Below are 18816 nucleotides of genomic sequence, written 5' to 3'. Positions count from 1 at the left end.
TACAGCCAAGACGCGCGCCTACAGGCCAGGCGTTCTACGGTGAGGGGTACGTGGAAGCTCTCAGAGCTGGCGGCACTCGACCGAGTAACGCTCCTGAAGTACGCCTCTCAGGTACGTGGCCAACTGGTCACACGACGGCCAGTTGGTCTGAGATCTGGCCAGAGGCTGAGCACCTACAACCGCACAGCGGCGCAGGGCCCTGGAGGTGGAAGAAATACCTCGGCCCTGGAGGACATCATCGTCGCGAAGGCGGAGGGCAAGCCCCTACCCGCCCCGGCCAAGGACGAGGGGAAGGAGAGGGTGAGGTCGTGGACCTGATGGCCGCCCTGAACGCCCCCGTCAAGGCCGCGGAGGAGTCCCGCGGCGACGATGGCGAGGACACCACCGTGCACGAAATGCGGCCGTCGAAGAAGACCGCCAGGAAGACACCGGCGAAGAAGACGGCCGCGAAGAAGCGCAGTGACTCCTGACCCTCCTCCTGCAGCTGCTGGTGCCGTGCTGCCGAGGATCGAGCCCATGCTCGCAACACCCGGCCCGCTGCCGTCGGCGGGGGTGGAGGACCGGTGGGCGTTCGAGGTGAAGCAGGACGGCCAGCGGGCCATGGTCTATCTGCCGGGCGACGGCACGGTCCTCCTGCGCGCACGATCGGGTACGGACATCACCGCCGCCTACCCCGAGCTCCTCCCCCTCGCCGGAGCCCTCGGCGCGCGGAGCGGGGTGCTGGACGGGGAGATCGTCGCGCTTGACGATCAGGGCCGCAGCGACTTCGAGCGCCTCCAGCAGAGGATGGGCCTCGTCGGCTCTCCCGCGAAGGCCGCACGGATGGCCGGCCGGGTGCCCGCGCGCCTGTTGCTCTTCGACGTCGTGCACCTCGACGGTCGGCTGCTGACCGGACTGCCGTACGCGGAACGGCGGGAACTGCTGGAAGGTCTCGGGCTCGCCGGGCCCTCCTGGTCGACACCTGCGGCGATCACCGGGCACGGGGCTGAGGCGTGGGAGATGGCCCGGGGGGCCGGGCTGGAGGGGCCGATCGCGGAACGGCTCACCTCGCGGTACGAACCCGGGGCACGATCGAAGAACTGGGTGAAGATCAAGGTCCACCGTCTCGCCGACGTCGTGATCGGCGGGTGGGTCCCCGGCCGCGGACGGCTGACCGGGCTGCCCGGTGCCGTCCTGGTCGGCGAGCGGCACGACGGGCTGCTGGACTACGCGGGCAGCGTCGGCACCGGCTGGAGCCAGACCGAACGCACCCGCCTCGCCGCCCTCCTCCAGGCCGCGGCCACCGACGCCTGCCCCTTCGCTCAAGTCCCGCCCGTGACCGGGGCCCGGTGGGTCCTCCCCAAGCTCGTCGGCGAGGTCCGCTACACCTCCCGCACCCGCGCCGGACGCCTGCGCCACCCCTCCTGGCACCGGCTACGCCCCGACCTCGCATCCGACGACCCGACCTGAGACGCGTGCCCGGCGCTCCAGCGTGTCCCGCGCGCAGGCCATCCACCGCACCTCTGTTGTGCCTGAGCGCTCTATTCGGCAGGCACGCTCCTCGGCGGCCGCAGACCCCCGCCAGGAGTACGCCCCTGGCCCTCGACGACACCGGCGACGCGGGCGGGTGATCGGGTTCGGGCGCCTCTTCTTTGCCCCCCACCCAGCAACCCCATGCCGCAACCTTCGGCTTCGCCCTCAACCCAGAGACCTGGGGCGACGGATACGGCACGAGACCGTACGGCTGCCGCTGGCCTGTGCCTTCGAGGACCTGGACCTGCACCGGGTCTGGGGAGCCTACTCCCCCACAACACCGCCTCCGCCCGCACCATGCAGTGCGCAGGGCTCACCGAGGAGGGCTACATCCGCAAACACGTCCCCCGGCCTACGGGTCCAAGCCGGGCGGGGCGTCGGGCGCAGGACAGATGCGGCTGCCGGCGTGATCGAAGACGTACAGCTGCCTCAGATCGACCAGAAGCGGCACCTGTGCTCCGACCTGCGCGCGTTCCCGCGGTCCGATACGGAGCACGAGGTCGCTGGCTACCGTCGTGCGCCGCTCGTGCAAGATGGTCGGGCTGCCGGAACCAGCCCTCGCTCCACGCGACACCGCCGCCCCTCCGTGGAGCAGGGCCGTCAGCCAGTCGGCCATCCGGGTCCCTCCCTGTTTCCTGGGCCTCCTGGGCGATCGCCCGTCCGGGACGAAGCGGGAGGCTTCCAGTTCCGGCACGAACGCCGGACGGGAACCGGTGTTCAGGTGCACGAACGCTTCGTGACCCTGGTACTCGATGTGCTCCACGATGCCCGTCAGTGCCGCCTCGAACGGCCGCGCCTGACTGCGAGGCGCCATGCGGACGGCCTCGGAGCGCAGACCCACGATGACCCGACGTCCTTGCTGAATGCGCAGGAGCTGATGGTCGACGCTCAGCGGTTCGGGGAGCACCAAGCGCTGCCGTCCGAGTTCGAGCGTCATGGGACCGTCCAGGGGTGCGAGGACGACGCCGTCGAGCAGATTGATCCGCGGGGTGCCGACGAACGCCGCGACGAAGACGTTGGCCGGTCTCGCGTACAGGTCGCGGGGCGGGCTCACCTGTTGTAGCGCTCCGTCGCGCATCACCGCCACGCGGTCACCCAGGGACATCGCTTCCGCCTGGTCGTGCGTGACATAGACGGTGGTTACCCCCAGATCCTGTGTGAGGCGTGCGATCTCGGCGCGCAACTGGCCACGCAGCTTGGCGTCCAAGCTCGACAGCGGCTCGTCCATGAGGAAGATGGAAGGTCGGCGGGAAATGGCACGGCCCATGGCCACACGCTGGCGCTCCCCTCCCGAGAGCTGACCGGGTCGCCGGTCGAGCAGGTCCTCGATGGCAAGCATGCGTGCGGTCGCGGTCACGGCCGGATCGGGGTCGACCTGCGAGTCCTGCAAGCGGAGGGGGAAGCCGATATTCTCACGGGCCGTCATGGACGGGTACAGCGCGAAGTTCTGGAAGACCATGGCCATGTCGCGCTCGCTGGGCAGCGTGTGGTTTGCGAAGTCACTCCCCAGGAAGAGTTCGCCGTCGGTAATGTCCTCCAGCCCGGCGATCAGCCGCAGGACTGTGGACTTGCCGCACCCCGACGGTCCGAGCAGGACAAGAAACTCGCCTCGGGCGACGGTGAGGGAAAGGTTTCGGACGGCGTGGGAGCTGCCGAAGACTTTGTTGACCTTGCGGAGCTCGATGGCTCGACTCATGTGGACCGTCCGGGCGAAGAGGAGGACGTTTGGTGACGTCGGGCGAGCCCCGTCGCCGGCCTCATGCACAGCAGACCGGCCGGCGGTTCGCCACGGGTGAGACGGCGGGCACGCAGCGGCGCGGCGGTCCCTTCTACCGAGGGGCCCGCCCGGGCGGCGGGCCCCTCGGTGTTCACTCCGTCCCGGTGGGAACTACTCGATGTTGATCTTGAATGTGCTGGTCCTGTTGCGGACGTCCTCCGCGTTGCCGCTCATCCGCAGATCGCGGAAGGTGACCTCACCGACGGCCGGACCCTGACCGGGCTCGGGCATCTCGTTCGCCCAGATGCCGAAGCCGGACTTGGCGTCGAACTCGTCTCCGCTCTTCTTTGAGTTGGTGATGGAGATGTCGGAGAAGACGGTGTCCTTGACCGGGAACTGCGGCTGGCCTCCCACGTAGTTGGTCTGGAACATCACGCCACCGTAGGTGGAGTCCTCGATGTCGACGTCGTTGACCCGGATGCCCTGGAACACCTTGGAGGCGGAGAAGGCCCAGATGGCCGGGAAGACCTGCCCGTTCCAGAAGTGGCCACCGGTGCGTTCCAGGGAGACGTTCTCGATGGTCGTGGGTTCGGTCCCGAAGCCGTTCATCGGGTAGCCGAAGTCCAGCGAGGAGATGGTGATCCCGGAGTAGACGAGCGTGTCGGCGATACGGATGTTGCGGAAGGTGTTGTTGTAGCCGCCGTACACCGCCAGGCCCGCGGCCCGCCACGTGAGGGTCGAGGTCAGGTTCTCGTAGACGTTGTTCTTCATGTCCGCTCCCCCGGCGTCGATCGCCGAGAACAGCGCGAAGCTGTCGTCGCCCGTGGCGCGGGCGTCGTTGTTGACCACGTGGTTGTCCGTCGAACCGTTGGTCATGTTCAGACCGTCGGCGAACATGTTGCGGATCCGGGAGTTCTTGATGGTGACGTTGTCGGTGTTGGCGCCCCAGTAGAGGCACACCATGTGCTCGTTCCAGATGTTGTCGATGGTGATGTCGGAGACGTTGGCGAAGTCGAAGACCTTGCCGGGGCCGTCGATCCTGGAGACGTAGTTGCCGAAGTAGGCGAACCCGGAGAACGAGGATCCCTTGGCGGTGTTGTCGGCCCGGAAGCCGATGTCCGTGTTCTCCTGCGACGAGGGGGCGTGGAACCGGGTGAACCAGGGCCCGGCCCCGACCACCTGCACGGCCTTGCCGTAGACCTGGAACTTGCTGGACGTCTCGTAGTCGCCGGCGGGCAGGAACACCCCGACCAGCTTGCCGGTGCTGTCCATGCGCACCTTGTCGAGGGCGTTCTGCACGTCCTGGTGCGAGAAGCCGGCCGGGACCGTGTACGCAGCCGGGTCGGGGTTGGCCGCGGCGGTGGCCAGTTCGGTGTTGATGAAGTCGATGGCGTAGTTCGCGCTGTTGCCCGCGTCCTTCTGGAGACGGATCTTGGAGCCCGCCGGGACCGTCTTCCCGAGCTGCAGGTTGGCCTCGTCGTAGATGTGGCGCGGGGCACCTGCACCCGGAGAGTTGCTCGGAGCCGCCTCGTTGCCGTACAGCCAGGCGTACTTCGGGGTGAGGTCGATCGTCTTGAGGAACTCGCCGTCCACGTACACGTTCAGCGTGGAGTCGGGGCCGTCCGGCATGGAGAACCGGGTCACCAGGGTGTTGGTCGCGGCGCGGGTGGTCCACTCGACGTACTGACCGGTCCCGGTGAGCGTCACCGCCTTGCGGCCGCTTGCCTCACCGGCGATGTCACCGATGGTCCGGTTCGGGCCGACGGTCTTGGCACCACCACCGAGCACGCCGTCCTCCGCCTCGTACATGTCGTAGGGCATGCTCGCCCCCCGGCCGACGAAAAGCGACTGCGAGGTGGTGTTGTTGGCCCGCTTGACGGGCAGCTCGTTGGCGTCGTCGGCGATGACGGTCTTGACGGTGTACTTGCCGTTGCCCGCCGTCCACGCCCCCAGGGCGACCGGGGCGGTCGTCCGTCCGGCGGTGATGACACCGTTGTGGGAGGCGTTGAGGGTTTTGACGGTCTCGCCCTTGTCGTCCTGGATCACCAGGCTGACGTCATGGTTTCCGGACGCCGAGTCGGTCGTCCCCTGGTTCTTGATCGCGACGGAGAACTTGACCTCTTCCCCGGCAGCCGGGCTGGAGGGGGCCCAGGAGACCGGTGCCGCGAGAAGGTCGGAGCTGTCCACCGGCTTGACGACGAGGGCCGCGGGCCGGGTGAAGGCGTTGTTCCCCTCGTTCTGTTCGACGACCTTGTTCGCGGGGTCGACCTCGACTCCGACCTGATAACTTCCCTCCGCCTGGGCATCGATACGCGCCGTGACGTTCTTGGACGCGCCGGCCGCGAGCGCGGGCACGTCCGCCGAACCGACCTTCTCACCGCCCAGCGTGAAGTCCAGGGTGGTCGCCGCCGCTTCCTTGCTGCCGCTGTTGGCGACCGCGGCCGTGAGCGTGATCGGGTCGGACTCGACCGGGGCGGCGGGCGCGTGGGTGATGCCCGTGACCTGGAGATCCGGGTTGGCGGCCGGTGTGCCGATCACCTGGACCTCGGCCACCTGGGCCCCGGGGGCACCGGTGTTCTTGGTGAACTTGAGCTGCAGGTCGGCGGCGGACCCGGAGACGGGGATGGTCACCGTGTTGCCGTCGGCGGGCGAGAACGCGTAGTCCTTCGCCGACACGAGGTTCGTGAATGCCGTCGCGCCCTGGCCGCGGCCGAGCACCTGGATGTTCTGGGTGCGGGACGACCAGGCGGCGTCGGGGTTGAGCTTGACGACCACCTGGCTGAGGTCGGCCTCGGAGCCCAGCTTCGTCGTGAGCGTCGTCGGGTAGGAGCCGCCCCCGCCCTCCCAGTAGGTGCTGGTGAGACCGTCGTTGGCGTTCTTCGCCACATAGGTGTCGTGGCTCGACGAGGCCTCGATGGGCTTGCCCTGGGCGAGGTCCGCGCCGCCGCCGGAACCGCGTCGCGTGACGCTGTTACTCGGCGCAGACTCGTTCCCGGCCGCGTCCTTCGCCCGTACGTGATAAGTGACGGTGGACGAGGCGGTCGGGCGGTGGGCGAACGAGGTGACGTCGCCCGCGACGGAGTCGACGCGCTCGTCGTTGGCGTAGATGTCGTAGGCGGTGACGCCGACGTTGTCGTCGGAGGCCTGCCAGGTGAGCTCGACCTCTCCGCCGGACTGCCGGAATGAGAGATTCCTCGGGGCAGTGGGCGCCTGGGTGTCACCGCCCGCGCCCTTCCGGGTGACGCTGTTGCTGTTGGAGGAGGTGTTACCCGCCGCGTCCTTGGCGCGGACGAAATACGTCACGTTCGCGTCGCCGGGCTGGGTGTCGGTGTACGTCAGGGCGCTCGAGGGGAGGCTCGCGCGCAGCTGACCGTTGGCGTAGACGTCGTAGCCGGTGACGCCCGTGTCGTCGGTCGCCGCCTTCCAGGACAGTTTGATCTGCCCGTCGCCCGGCTCGGTGAAGGCCAGGCCCGAGGGCGCGGTGGGCGGCTCGGTGTCGCCGGCGGCGGGACCGTAGACCTCCAGCTCGGACAACTGGCCGGCCGGCCAGCCGGTGTTGGCGGTGATCAGCACACGCACGTACCGAGTCGTGGTGGCGTCGAAGCTGATGCTCGCCGCTTGGTCGTTGCCGTTGTTGAACGCGTACGCCTTGGACTGTGTGAGGTCGGTGAAGTTCTGGTTGTCGGTCGATCCCTGGATCTTCAGGGTCTGGCTCCGCTCGGGCCACCCGCCCGGAAGGCGCAGCGTCACCTGGTTGACCTTGACCGAGGAGCCCAGGTCGACCTGAACCCACTGGGGAAGGGCGTTGTTCCTGCTCTCCCAATAGGTGTTGCGGTTGCCGTCACCGACGTTGCCGGCGCCGTACACGTCGGCGTGTCCGCTGGCGCTGAAGGTCTTCCCCTGCGCGAGGTTGGGGGTGGCGGCCGTGGTGGTGAGCACCTGCAGCTCGGCCAACTGCGCGGTACCCGCCGCACTGTTGGCGCTGAAGTCGGCGCGGACGTAGCGGGCGAGCGTCGCGGGGACAGCGACCTTCACCGTGTTGCCGTTCCCGGGACTGAAGACGTACTGCGCGGACGGCTTGAGCGTGGCGAAGCTCTTGCCGTCGGCGCTGCCCTGGAGCGCGAACGTCTGTTTGCGGGTCTCCCAGTGGGCGGGCAGACGCAGCACGACTTCCCGGACGCGCTTGGCCTGTCCGAGGTCGGTCTGTACCCACTGGGCCGACTTCTTGCCGGCCTGCCAGTAGGTGTCGGCGTCACCGTCGCTGATGTTGGCGGCCACGTGGCGGCCCTTGACACTGCCGGCCTTGGCCGGAGCGTCGGCGGCGGCGTTCGGGCCGCCGGCTGCCTTGGCTCCGAGCGTGGGCAGCCCTAGGACCATGACGGTGGACGCGAGCGCTGCGGCGGCGGTGCGCCACTTCCAGCGGCTCGCTGGGGATGGGGGCATGCGGGGTTCCTCCCTGCGAAGGCTCGCGTGCCGGTGCGGCACACGAGAGCGGCTCGGTCCGGGGCGAACGATGGCTCTTCACTGCGGCGGAAGCAGCGGCTGCGTCGTGCCGCGTCCCTGGGGACGCGCACGGCCCGCACCATCGACGCCATGCTCAGCTTCTTGCGCGGAACGCTCGTAATATTGCAGAGCGCTCGCTTCCCGTCCATGGGTGCGACGGCAGCATTTCGAGAAAGCTCCCATGCACCGAGGGGCCCATCCAACCTGGGGAGAGAAGGGCGACCCTGGAAGACAGAGAGCCCTTCTCCTCGTCGTGCAGGAGAAGGGCCAGGTAGGGGTACGAAGTTTGCAAGCATGCAGATGAATATTCCCATTAATGGACTGTCCGTTGCAGATGAGAGTCGCTTCAGAACCGCTCACGCTGCCCGCACTGCTCCCGGGATCCCGGAGCGGCCCGTGGGCCTCCTCAGAGGAGTGGGGCCGAGCCATCAAGGGCCGGGCGGAGGTAGAAGACCTCGGGGTCACCTTCGTCGAGACCGTGGAGCAGACCCACCGCATGCCAACCGGCGCTCAGGAGCAGTCGCCGCATCGGCTGATTGGAGGCGTTGACCGAGGTGAAGAGCTTGGGAGTGGCGCACGAGTTGGCCATGGCATCCAGCAGAGACCGTCCGACGCCTCGGCCCCGTGCCCGAGGCGCCACCATGAGCATCGTGATGAACCCCTGGTCGAAGAACGTGTACTCCCGCACGCCGTAGCCAAGGAGACCGGACGCGTCCTCCGCCACGAGCGCCAGGCCCTCGCGGCACCACCGCGCGACGGCCGCCCGGCGCGAGAGGCTCCCGTGCACAGCGATCGGGTCGATCGAGGCGATCGCGGCGGCCTCATGGGCGCGAACAGCGCGCACGGTGAAGGTCTTGGAGTCCTGAGTGCTCATATCCCCCCTGTCAGTACATACCTGGCGTACGCCTGCATGGCTGATCGCCCCCGCGGCCGTTCTCGATACTCCGGCCCCGCAGACGTAGCCGAAACTGCTGCCTCGGCTACGGCTGCGTCCCCCGTTCCGCCGGGTCGCGGGGCATGGCTGTGTGCGCCCGGGCGACTGCGGGCGTTCGGTCAGGCGCGGAGCCAGACCGTCGTGTCCTGCGGGAGCCGGCCTTCCCCGTCGAGCGGGCCGCTGCTCAGCAGACGAGCACGGTGAGCCGGCAGTTCGACGGCCTTCGCGGAGAGGTTGACCAGGCAGATGAGTCCGCCGGGGCGGGAGAAGTGCAGTACGCCGCCTGGCCCGGGTTTCCAGGTCAGGGGCCCGTCCCCGAATCCGTTCTCGGAACGTCTCAGGCTCAGGGCCTCGCGGTAGAGCGCCAGCATGGAGCCAGGCTCTCCGGCCTGACGGTCGGCCGCGTAGTCGGACCAGTCCCCCGGTTGCGGCAGCCAGGGCTCCCTGTCCGCGCCGAAGCCGTAATGGGGCTCGTCGGCCGCCCAGGGCATCGGTACCCGGCATCCGTCACGGCCCGGGTCGGCGCCGTCGGAGCGGAAGTGCATGGGGTCCTGGATGCGGTCACGCGGGATGTCCGCCTCCGGCAGCCCCAGTTCCTCGCCCTGGTAGAGGTAGACCGATCCGGGCAGCGCGAGGGTGAGCAGGGCGGCCGCGCGGGCCCGGCGTGTGCCGAGGTCGAGGTCGGTCGGCGTGCCGAATGCCTTGGTGGCGAAGTCGAAACCGGTGTCCTCGCGGCCGTAGCGGGTCACGGTGCGGGTGACGTCGTGGTTGCACAGGACCCAGGTGGCCGGGGCACCGACCGGTTCGTGTTCGGCCAGGGTGTCGTCGATGGCGCGCCGGAGGCAGGCGGCATCCCACTGGCAGGCCAGGAAGTTGAAGTTGAACGCGGTGTGCAGTTCGTCGGGGCGGAGGTAGCGCGCGAAGCGCTCCGCGTCGGGCAGCCAGACCTCGCCGACGAAGACGCCCTCGTACTCGTCCGCGATCTTCCGCCAGGAGCGGTAGATGCCGTGCAGCTCGTCCTGGTCGATGTACGGGTGGGGGTCGACTCCCTTCACAAAGTCGGGCAGGTCAGGGTCCTTGGCCAGCAGCGCCGCGGAGTCGATGCGGACGCCTGCGACTCCCCGCTGAAACCAGAAGCGCAGGATTTCCTCGTGCTCACGGCGGACTTCGGGGTGCGCCCAGTTGAGGTCGGGCTGCTCGGGGGTGAACAGGTGCAGGTACCACTCGCCGTCGGGAACCCGGGTCCAGGTGGTTCCCGAGAACTCCGACGGCCAGTCGTTGGGCGGCAGCTCACCGTCCGCCCCGCGGCCGGGCCGGAAGTGGAAGAGTTCTCGCTCGGGGCTTCCCGGGCCGGCCGCGAGCGCGGCCCGAAACCAGTGGTGCTGGTCGGACACGTGGTTGGGCACGATGTCGACGATGGTGCGCAGACCGAGTTCCCGGGCCTCGGCGATGAGCTTCTCCGCCTCGCCCAGGGTCCCGAAGGCGGGGTCGATGGTGCGGTAGTCGGCGACGTCGTAGCCGCCGTCGACCAGCGGGGACACGTACCACGGGGTGAACCAGACGGCGTCGACTCCCAGTTCGACGAGATACGGCAGTTTCGCCCTGACGCCCGACAGATCCCCGGTGCCGTCGCCGTTGCCGTCGGCGAAACTACGCGGATATATCTGGTAGATGACGGCGTCGCGCCACCAGTCGTCGGAGCGGAGCGGAAGGGGAGCTGCCACGTTGTGTCCTTTCGGGCAGGTCGGTCTTCGCCGCCGGCACGGATAGCGGGGCGTCGGACGTGCCGGCGGCGAAGGTTCGGGGGAGGCGGGTGAGCGGGTTGCCGTCAGGGGGTCGCCCTCGGAGCGCTCAGCCCTTGAGACCGCCTGCGGTGAGGCCGGCCATGATGTTGCGCTGGAAGATCAGGAAGATCAGCAGCGTGGGGATCGAGGCGATGGTGAGTGCCGCGATGAGGACATTGGCGGGGACACCGTTGGAGAGGGAGTAGATGCCGACGTTGAGGGTCTGCATGGCTGGGTCGGGGAGGGTGAGCATCGGCCAGAGGAAGTCCTTCCAGACTCCGACGATGGCGAAGATGGAGACCACTCCGAGGATCGGCCGGGAGATCGGCAGGATGATCGACCGGAGGGTTCGCATCGGGCTCGCCCCGTCCATGGAGGCTGCGTCCAGGAGCTCCTTGGGAATCGAGTCGAAGAACCGCTTCAGCAGGAAGATGTTGAAGGCGTTGGTCACGGACGGCAGCCAGATCGCCCAGGGTGTGTTCAGCAGGTTGCGCTCCACGACCGGTACGTCGAGGACCGTGAGGTACTGCGGCACGACGAGGACCGTCGCCGGGATCATCAGGGTTGCCAGCATCATGCCCAGGATCGCTTTGCCGAAGATCGGGCGGAGCTTGGAGAGTGAGTAGGCGGCAGCCACGTCGAAGATCAGCTGGAAGGCCAGGGCGCCGAACGCGTAGTACAGGGTGTTGAACAGCAGCTTGGCCAGGTCCATGACCTCCCAGGCCCGGGTGTAGTTGTCGGCCTCGAAGGAACCGGGAACCAGGGTCGGAGGGGTCTGGATGACTTCCTGGGCGCTTTTGAAGCCGCTGGTGACCAGCCAGTAGAGCGGTCCGAGGAACACCAGGGTGAAGCCGCCGACGACCACGGCGAAGGAAATCCAGTAGATCAACTTGCCGCGTGGGCGGGCGAGCTGTGCTGGCGAGATGAGCGTGCGTGTGGACATAGCTGGTCTCCGGCTCCTACTCGTTCTCGGCGCGGCTGAGCTTGACGTACGCCGCCGAGAATCCGGCGAGCAGTACGAGCAGGAGCAGGCCGAGAGCCGCCGCGGCACCGTAGTTGTTGAAGTTGAAGGCGTACTGGTAGATGAGGTAGACGACCGTCGTGGTGGAGCCCTCCGGCCCGGCGCCGCCCGTCAGCAGGAAGGGTTCGACGAAGACCTGCATGGTCGAGATGATCTGCATGAGCAGCATGAGGGAGAGGATGAGGCGGGTCTGGGGGATGGTGACGTACCAGATCTTGCGCAGTACCCCCGCGCCGTCCAGCTCCGCCGCTTCGTACAGCTCGCCGGGGATGCCCTGAAGCGCGGCCAGGTAGATCAGCGCGGCACCGCCCATGTTCATCCAGGTGGAGGCCACGACGACCGACAGCATGGACGTGTCGGGGTCCTGCAGCCACTGTTGCTCCGGCAGGCCGAAGAACCCGATGAGTTCGTTGAGCAGCCCGTAGCCCGGGTCGTACAGGTACTTGAAGAGCAGCACAGAGGCGACCGGCGGCAGCATCACGGGGAGGTAGACGAGGAGCCGCAGGTATCCCTTGCCGTGCCGGAACTCGTTGATCACCAGGGCGACCACGAACGGCACCAGGAAGCCGAAGACGAGGGCGAGCACCGTAAAGAGCAGGGTGTTCTTCCACGCCTGCCAGAACACCGGGTCGTTGACCACAGTTCTGAGGTTGTCCAGTCCGACCCAGGAGACCTCGCCGTTGTCGGTCTTCTGGAATGCCAGGAAGAACTCGCGGATCATGGGATACCACGAGAACAACGCGAAGCAGATCAGGGCGCCGATGAGGAAGCCATGGGCGGTGAGATTGCGTCGCAGGTTCTTGGCGAAGCTGCTGCGCGGCGGTACCGAACCCGCCGGGCGTGACGAGATACGGCGGGTAGGGGCCGCCTTGGTCGGGCTCAGGCCGGGGGCCGACATCGATGCTCCTTGGTACGGGCTGCTGGTGCCTGCCCGCTCGCGGCGCTTCGCCTGAGCGGGTCTGTGCGGAGGGGGCCGGTTCCCCCGGCGGGGACGGGCGTGCCGTCCCCGCCCGGCGGTGGTCACTGCGTGGCGAGGACCTGGTTGACCTGCTTCTCGGCCGTGTCGAGAAGTTTGTCGATGTCGGCGTCCTTGTTGGTCAGGATGCTCGACATGACGGTGTCGAGGACCTTGTAGATTTCTTGCGCTTTCGGCGGCTCGGCCTTGCCGGCGACGGGGTTGTCCATGAAGGTCTTGAAGTTCTCGACGGGCATCGTGGCGTGTTCGACCCGGGCGGCGTCGTCCTTTGTCTTGGACTCGTTCAGCCAGAAGTTGGGCTGCGGGATGCCGACGGGCAGCTTGTCCGCCTTGGTGCGGGCCCAGTCGAACTGCCCCTTGCCGACGGTGAGGTTCTTGAAGTTCAGCCAGGCGATCGCCGCCTTGATCTTGTCGGCGGAGATTCCCTTCTTGATCATGTAGCTGTTTCCTCCGGCGAGGGTGTTCTTCTCGCCGGGGATGGGGCCCATCCCGAAGTTGGCGTACTCGGCGCCGAGCTGCTGCACCATGTAGGCGATGTCGTCGGGAGCGGCGAGGAACATGCCGAGCTTGTCGGTGGCGATCTGCTTCTGCAGGTCGCCCCACTGGAGCAGCTGGGTCTTGCCCATGCTGTCGTCCTTCCAGCGCATGTCGTGCATGTTCTGCACCACCTGCCGGCCGGTCTCGTTGTTGAAGGCCGCCTTCTTGCCGCTGGCATCCACCACGTCGCCGCCGAGGCTGTACATCTGCGCGGTGAAGTGCCAGCCCCCGGTGTTTCCGGCGCTGTACTCGCCGAAACCGGCGATGCCGTCGCCGAGGTCGGAGATCTTCTTGGCCGCCGTTCGCAGGTCCGCCCAGGTGCGCGGCGGGGCGTCGGCGTCAAGCCCGGCCTGCTTGAAGAGCTTGCGGTTGATCAGCAGGCCCATGGTGTAGTTGCTGGTGGGCAGGCCGTAGAGCTTGTCCTCGTGCTTCAGCGAGTTCAGGACGCTCGGGTCGATGTCCTTCAGGGCCGGCACGGATTCGTCGTGGACGTAGGCGGTGATGTCCTCGGCGCCGTCGTTGTCGAGGACCTGGGGCAGGTCGGTGAAGTAGGTGTAGAAGATGTCCGGCTGCGACTTGGCCTTCAGCATGGCAGTGAACCGCGGCGGCTCCAGACACTGACCCGGGGTGGAACGACCGTCGATGGTGACGTTGGGGTACGTCTTGTTGAACTCCTTGACGTCTTCCTTCCACTCCTTGAGCTCCGCCGTCTTCGCCGCCGACGGCATGCAGTCGATGGTGAGCGTGACCTTGGTCTTCGGGTCGAGCGGAGCCGTGGGGTCCGAAGAACCGCTGGAGTTTGTTCCGGTGTCGTCGTCGCTGCCGCTGCTGCTCGTACCGCAAGCGGCCAGCGTGGTGAGCGCGAACGCGGAGACGAGAGTCATGGCGCCGACACTGCGGGCACGACGCAGGTGTGCACTTCTCATGGGTGGACCCCTTCGGGCATGAACGAGGAAGGCGCCCCACCGCCGATGCGTTGTGGGGCGCCGCTCACTCAACCACCGCGAACAGATGAACGCAATATCTCTTTCTAATTTCGTAATTGATTGACATCCCAGCGGGAAGCTCGGACAAGTCACCCATCTTCGGTGAAGCCTCCGCGCTACGCTCCGGCGACCGGGACCCCCCTCGGGGCGGCCATGACGGCCCGCAGGTCGGCCGCTTGAGTCGTGGAGGCACGAACGACGAGCTCGGGCTCGAAGAGCAGCTCGGCATGGGGCACGGCACTGCCCTGGATCTGAGCTGCCAGGAGGTCCACGGCGGCACGCCCCATGGCCTCGATCGGTTGACGAACGGTGGTCAGCGGGGGCTCGGTGCACGTCATGAACGCGGAGTCGTCGTACCCCACCACAGAGACGTCGCCAGGCACCCTCAGTCCACGGCGGCGAACCGCCCGCACAGCCCCCAGGGCCAGGGGATCGCTGGCGCACACTATGCCGGTCACCCCGCGGTCGAGCAGGCGCGACGCCGCCGCCTGCCCGCCCTCCAGGGAGAAGATCGACCGCTCCACGAACTCGTCCGCCAGGATGCCGCCGGCGACCCGCCGCGCGGCTTCGAGACGCCGCCGCGAAGGGATGTGATCCGCCGGACCCAGCACCAGGCCGATCCGTTCGTGACCCAGCGACACCAAGTGCCGCCACGCCTGCTCCACCGCGACCGCGTCGTCGCAGGCGACGCAGGGGAAGTCGAGACCGGCAATCGCGGCGTTCACCAGCACCACGGGAATCTTGCGCTCGGCCAGGAGCCGGTAGTGGCCGTGCGGCGCCTCCGCCTGGGCGAAGAACCCTCCGGCGAAGACCACGCCCGAGACCTGTTGCTGCAGCAGCAGGTCAACGTAGTCCGCCTCGGAGACTCCGCCCTTGGTCTGGGTGCACAGCACCGGCGTGAGCCCCTGTTGGGCCAGGGCGCCCCCGATCACCTCGGCGAACGCCGGAAAGATCGGATTCTGCAGCTCGGGCAGGACGAGCCCCACCAGTCGGGCCCGCTCTCCCCTCAGCTGGGTAGGGCGCTCGTAACCCAGCACGTCCAGCGCCGTCAGCACGGATTGCCGGGTGGTCTCGGAGACTCCGGGTTTGCCGTTGAGGACCCGGCTCACGGTGGCCTCGCTGACCCCAACCTTCTTCGCTACTTGAGCAAGTCGTCGCGTCATACACGCAACTCTATCGCAATCATTGCAAGACTTTGCAACATCCATCGGCAGCCGCAGAGATCGCCCGCTGCTTCAGGGCGCGCGGGTCCGGCATCGGCGCGCTACCGCCCCGGACTCCGGCGCGCGCCCCTGCGGGGGGTGACCGGGCAAGCCGGCCACCCCCCGGGGTACTGCTCGGTCAGTCGCGCGCCCCCTTCCGCTGGGCCGGGTTGGCGCCCCCGTTGATGACGAACTGGGAACCGGGCTCGACCAGGATGTCGCCCTCGGCGGAGTCGGTGATGGTCACGTCGGTCAGGTTCGCGCTGCCGCGCGCCCCGCCCATGGCCAGGATTCCGGAACCGTTGACCGACTTGTCGATGGTCACGTTCTCGATCGCGACATTGGGCATCGAGCCGCCACCGGTCTTGAACTGGATACCGTCGTAGGTCGAGTCGTGGATGTCGGTGTCGCGGATGGTGACACCGGGAATGTCCGGTCCCTGCGCGAACAGGGTGATCGCACCGAACTCCTGGTCCTCGTTCCAGAACGCGCCACCGGTGCGGTACAGGCCGTTGTTCGCGATGAGCGTCTTGCCGGAGAAGGGCAGCGGGTCATGGTCCGTGGCCAGCATGATCCCCGGGTAGTTCATGGTGTCGGAGATCAGGTTGTTCTCGATGGTGTTGCCATAGCCGCCGTAGACCGCGATGCCGTTCGCCCGCCAGGGGAGCTGGATCGTGTTGTTGCGGAAGTGGTTGTCGTGGCCGATGTCGACCGAGGTGTCCTTGACGTACTTGCTGGCCCAGACGGCCAGCGCGTCGTCACCGGTGTTACGGAAGGAGGAGTTCGTCACGGTCGAGTTGCGGGTGCCGTTGGCGAAGTTGACTCCGTCGGCGTAGGTGTTGCGTATCCGCACTCCGTCGAACACGACCCCGTCGCCGGGGCCCCACAGCTCGGGGATGTTCGAGTAGTCGCGTCCGACCCAGGCACCGACGTTGGCGTGCTCGATCCACACGTTGGTGATCTTGGTGTCCTTGCCGAAGCGGCCGTTCAGCGCGACACCGCCCTCGTGGTTGCCGTCGCCGCCCCGGATGGTTCCGGAACCGAAGATCGCGATGTCGGAGATCTTGGTGTTGTCGTCGATGTCGAACCCGAAATTGCCCTCGTGCGGGTGGTTGATACCACCGGCCTCGTGGGGCGGGGTGAGCGAGTAGAGCTGGGCGTGCCACATGCCCGCACCACGGATGGTGACGTCGCGGATGCCCACCTGGTTGAACTGACCGCGGTTCTGCGGGTCGTCGGTGAGGATCTTCTTCTCCTGGCGCCACTGGCCGGCCGGTATCCACACGCAGGGGATGTCGCCTTCCTGGTTCGCCGTGACGGCACGCTGGATGGCGTCGGCGTCGTCGAGCCCGTCGTTGGGGACGGCACCGTAGGTGGTGATGGAGACGCACTCGTTCGGCTTGGCCGCCGCGGGGGCGACCTGCTCCAGGTTGATCAGGTCGACGATGTAGAAAGACGCGTTGTCGTCGGCGTCGCGCTGGAGGCGGAACTTGGTGCCGACGGGGTAGGTCTCGGTGAGCAGGGCGTGCGCTTCGTCGAACAGCCGCCGGGCGTCGCCGCCGGGACGGTTGGTCAGGCCCTCCGGGTCATCGGTCGAGCCGTAGAGCCAGCTGTGCTTGGAGGAGAGGTTCAGCTTGCGGACGAACTCTCCATCCGCGTAGAGGCTGAGGGTCGCCTCCCGGCCGCCGCCGTTTGCCGCGTCGGGGATCGAGTTGCGTACGACGATGGAGTTCGACGGCGTGGTGGAGGTGAATTCCACGTACTCACCGGTCGAATTCAACCGTACGGACTCCCGGCCGGAGGACTCGGTGGCGAAGTTGGTGTGGCCGAAGGTGCGCTTGGCGTCCGACTTCAACAGCGTGCCCTCGTAGCGAGCTTCCTCCGCCTCGTGTTCGGTGTACGGCACGGCCGCGCCGCGCCCCACGACCAGGGAGCGGGCGAAGGTGTTGTTGTCCTCGTTGGTCTCGTCCACCACGGAGGTGGCGTCGGCGGTCGCGGAAAGCGTGGCGCCCCCGTTGGTCGCGGTCCATTCGCCGTCGATGGCCACCGTGGCCGAGCCGCCGGCCGGGATGGCGCCGGTGGTGCCGTTCAGAGTGGTGCCGCCGACGGTCAGGCGGGTGACCGACCCGGTCGGTACCGCGGTGGTCCCGCGGTTCTGCACGGTCACGGTGAAGCTGACCTTGGCACCCGGCGCCGGGCTCGCGGGACTGGTGGCGATCTGGGTGACCGTCAGGTCCGGCCCCGGGGCCCGCTCGACGACCAGCTTCGCGGAGGCGTTGCGGCTGTTGTTGCTGTTGTCGAGTTCGGCGACGGTGTCGTTCGGGTCGACCACGGCGGACACGGTGTAGCTGCCCGCGGCCCGCTTGCCGACCTTGACCGGAACCTTCACCGTCGCGTCCGGGGCGAGAGCGCTGACGGCTCCGCTGCCCGCGACCTGGCCTTCGAGGCTGACGTCCACGGTCGTGGCCGGCGCCGCGGCCGCGCCGGCGTTGCGGACGGTCGCCTCGACGGTGATGTCGTCCTTCTCGGACGGGGCGTCCGAGGGCCAGGTCAGGTCGGTGACCAGCAGGTCGGGGGCCGGAGCTGCCGCGCCCACGACCTCGAACTCGGCTACCTGTCCCCCGCCCGCGCCGGTGTTGCCGAAGAACTGCAGCCGCACGTCCGCGACGCGGCCGGAGACCGGGATGACCACGGTGTTCTTGTTGCCGGAAGGGCTGAAGGCGTAGTCGGCACGGGCCTTCAGGGATGCGAAGGAGGATTCACCCGCCTTGCGTCCCAGCACCTGGATGTTCTGGCTGCGGTTGCTCCATGCGGCGTCAGGATTCAGCTTGACGATGACACCGGTGATGTCGGCGTCTGCGCCGAGCGACGTGGTCAGCGTCGAGCTCGGGCCGTTCGCCTCCCAGTAGGTGGAGGTGCTGCCGTCGTTGGCGTTGCCGGCGACGTAGTTCTGCGTGGTCGACGAGGCTTCGATCGGCTTGCGCAGAGCGAGGTTGGTGCCGGCCGGTGGCTCGCCGGGACCGCCCGGGTCCACGTCGCCGGCCTCGCCGTGGATCTCCACCTCGGAGAGCTGGGCGGCGTTCCAGCCGGTGTTGCCGGTCACCTGCACACGCAGGTAGCGCGCTTCGCCCTCGACGCCGAGCGTCACTGCGTTGCCTGAGTCCGGGGAAAAGGACTTGAGCGAACCCGCGGCCAGGGAGGAGAAGTTCTCGCCGTCGGTGCTGCCCTGGACGCTGACGGTCTGGTTGCGCGGCTCCCACGCGGCGGGCAGCTTCAGCACGATGCCGTCCAGCTCGGCCGCGCTTCCCAGGTCCACCTGGACCCACTGCGGGAAGGAACCGGCCGGCCCTTCCCAGTACGAGGCCTGGCTGCCGTCGGTGACGTTGGTGGCCGCGTACTGACCGTGTGCCCCGCTGGCCGTCACCGGCTTCCCCAGCGCCAGGTTCTGCCCTTCGACGGCCGCTGCCTGGGCGGTCTGGGGCAGGAGCCCCACCGTCAGCAGCCCTCCGGTCATCAAGCCGGCGAACCATCGCCTGCCTTGTTGTCTTCCTGTCATGAGGCCCTCTTGTTTCGTGCTTCTGGGCGGACCAGCGCTCGCCGCGGTAGTCGGCCCCGAGCAGGGACGCGTCCCTGCCTGGAGAGCG

Annotated in this window: 11 protein-coding genes; 2 read left to right on the top strand and 9 right to left on the bottom strand. The window is 67.9% G+C overall.

Annotation, left to right across the window (positions count from 1 at the left end; translation table 11 throughout):
* Window positions 1-308: 308 nt before the first annotated feature.
* Together IE140_RS23515 and IE140_RS23510 are read left to right on the top strand one after the other, a co-directional pair.
* The gene (locus tag IE140_RS23515) at window positions 309-470 is read left to right on the top strand and encodes a hypothetical protein (RefSeq protein WP_373296188.1); all 162 of its coding nucleotides are present in this window, start codon (window positions 309-311) and stop codon (window positions 468-470) included.
* Between the two features lie 46 nt (window positions 471-516).
* Window positions 517-1449, top strand: coding sequence for an ATP-dependent DNA ligase (locus IE140_RS23510; protein ID WP_150194390.1), 933 nt, complete (start codon window positions 517-519; stop codon window positions 1447-1449).
* 415 nt (window positions 1450-1864) lie between these two features.
* On the opposite strand, the gene IE140_RS23505 is transcribed toward IE140_RS23510, so the two are convergent.
* The 9 genes from IE140_RS23505 to IE140_RS23465 form a co-directional block, all read right to left on the bottom strand.
* Entirely contained in the window at window positions 1865-3208 is a 1344-nt protein-coding gene (locus tag IE140_RS23505; protein WP_150194387.1) for an ABC transporter ATP-binding protein, read from the bottom strand.
* A gap of 192 nt (window positions 3209-3400) precedes the next feature.
* The gene (locus tag IE140_RS23500; RefSeq protein WP_150194385.1) at window positions 3401-7672 is read right to left on the bottom strand and encodes a discoidin domain-containing protein; all 4272 of its coding nucleotides are present in this window, start codon (window positions 7670-7672) and stop codon (window positions 3401-3403) included.
* A 466-nt stretch (window positions 7673-8138) separates the two neighbouring features.
* Window positions 8139-8606: a GNAT family N-acetyltransferase gene (locus IE140_RS23495; RefSeq protein ID WP_150194383.1), complete on the bottom strand. Its 468-nt coding sequence runs from the start codon at window positions 8604-8606 to the stop codon at window positions 8139-8141.
* A gap of 179 nt (window positions 8607-8785) precedes the next feature.
* The gene (locus IE140_RS23490) at window positions 8786-10390 is read right to left on the bottom strand and encodes a glycoside hydrolase family 13 protein (RefSeq protein ID WP_109181080.1); all 1605 of its coding nucleotides are present in this window, start codon (window positions 10388-10390) and stop codon (window positions 8786-8788) included.
* A 127-nt stretch (window positions 10391-10517) separates the two neighbouring features.
* The gene (locus tag IE140_RS23485; protein WP_150194381.1) at window positions 10518-11393 is read right to left on the bottom strand and encodes a carbohydrate ABC transporter permease; all 876 of its coding nucleotides are present in this window, start codon (window positions 11391-11393) and stop codon (window positions 10518-10520) included.
* A 16-nt stretch (window positions 11394-11409) separates the two neighbouring features.
* Entirely contained in the window at window positions 11410-12369 is a 960-nt protein-coding gene (locus IE140_RS23480) for a carbohydrate ABC transporter permease (protein WP_150194379.1), read from the bottom strand.
* Between the two features lie 122 nt (window positions 12370-12491).
* Window positions 12492-13910, bottom strand: coding sequence for an extracellular solute-binding protein (locus IE140_RS23475; protein WP_109181078.1), 1419 nt, complete (start codon window positions 13908-13910; stop codon window positions 12492-12494).
* 176 nt (window positions 13911-14086) lie between these two features.
* Window positions 14087-15133 carry a LacI family DNA-binding transcriptional regulator gene (locus IE140_RS23470; RefSeq protein ID WP_150194377.1) on the bottom strand — a complete coding sequence of 349 codons (1047 nt, stop codon included), beginning with the start codon at window positions 15131-15133 and terminating at the stop codon, window positions 14087-14089.
* A 178-nt stretch (window positions 15134-15311) separates the two neighbouring features.
* Window positions 15312-18728: a CARDB domain-containing protein gene (locus IE140_RS23465; protein WP_150194375.1), complete on the bottom strand. Its 3417-nt coding sequence runs from the start codon at window positions 18726-18728 to the stop codon at window positions 15312-15314.
* Window positions 18729-18816: the final 88 nt, after the last annotated feature.

The organism is Streptomyces parvus, from assembly GCF_014648875.1.
Lineage (GTDB): Bacteria > Actinomycetota > Actinomycetes > Streptomycetales > Streptomycetaceae > Streptomyces > Streptomyces parvus.
This window is presented reverse-complemented; position numbering and strand designations above follow the sequence as displayed.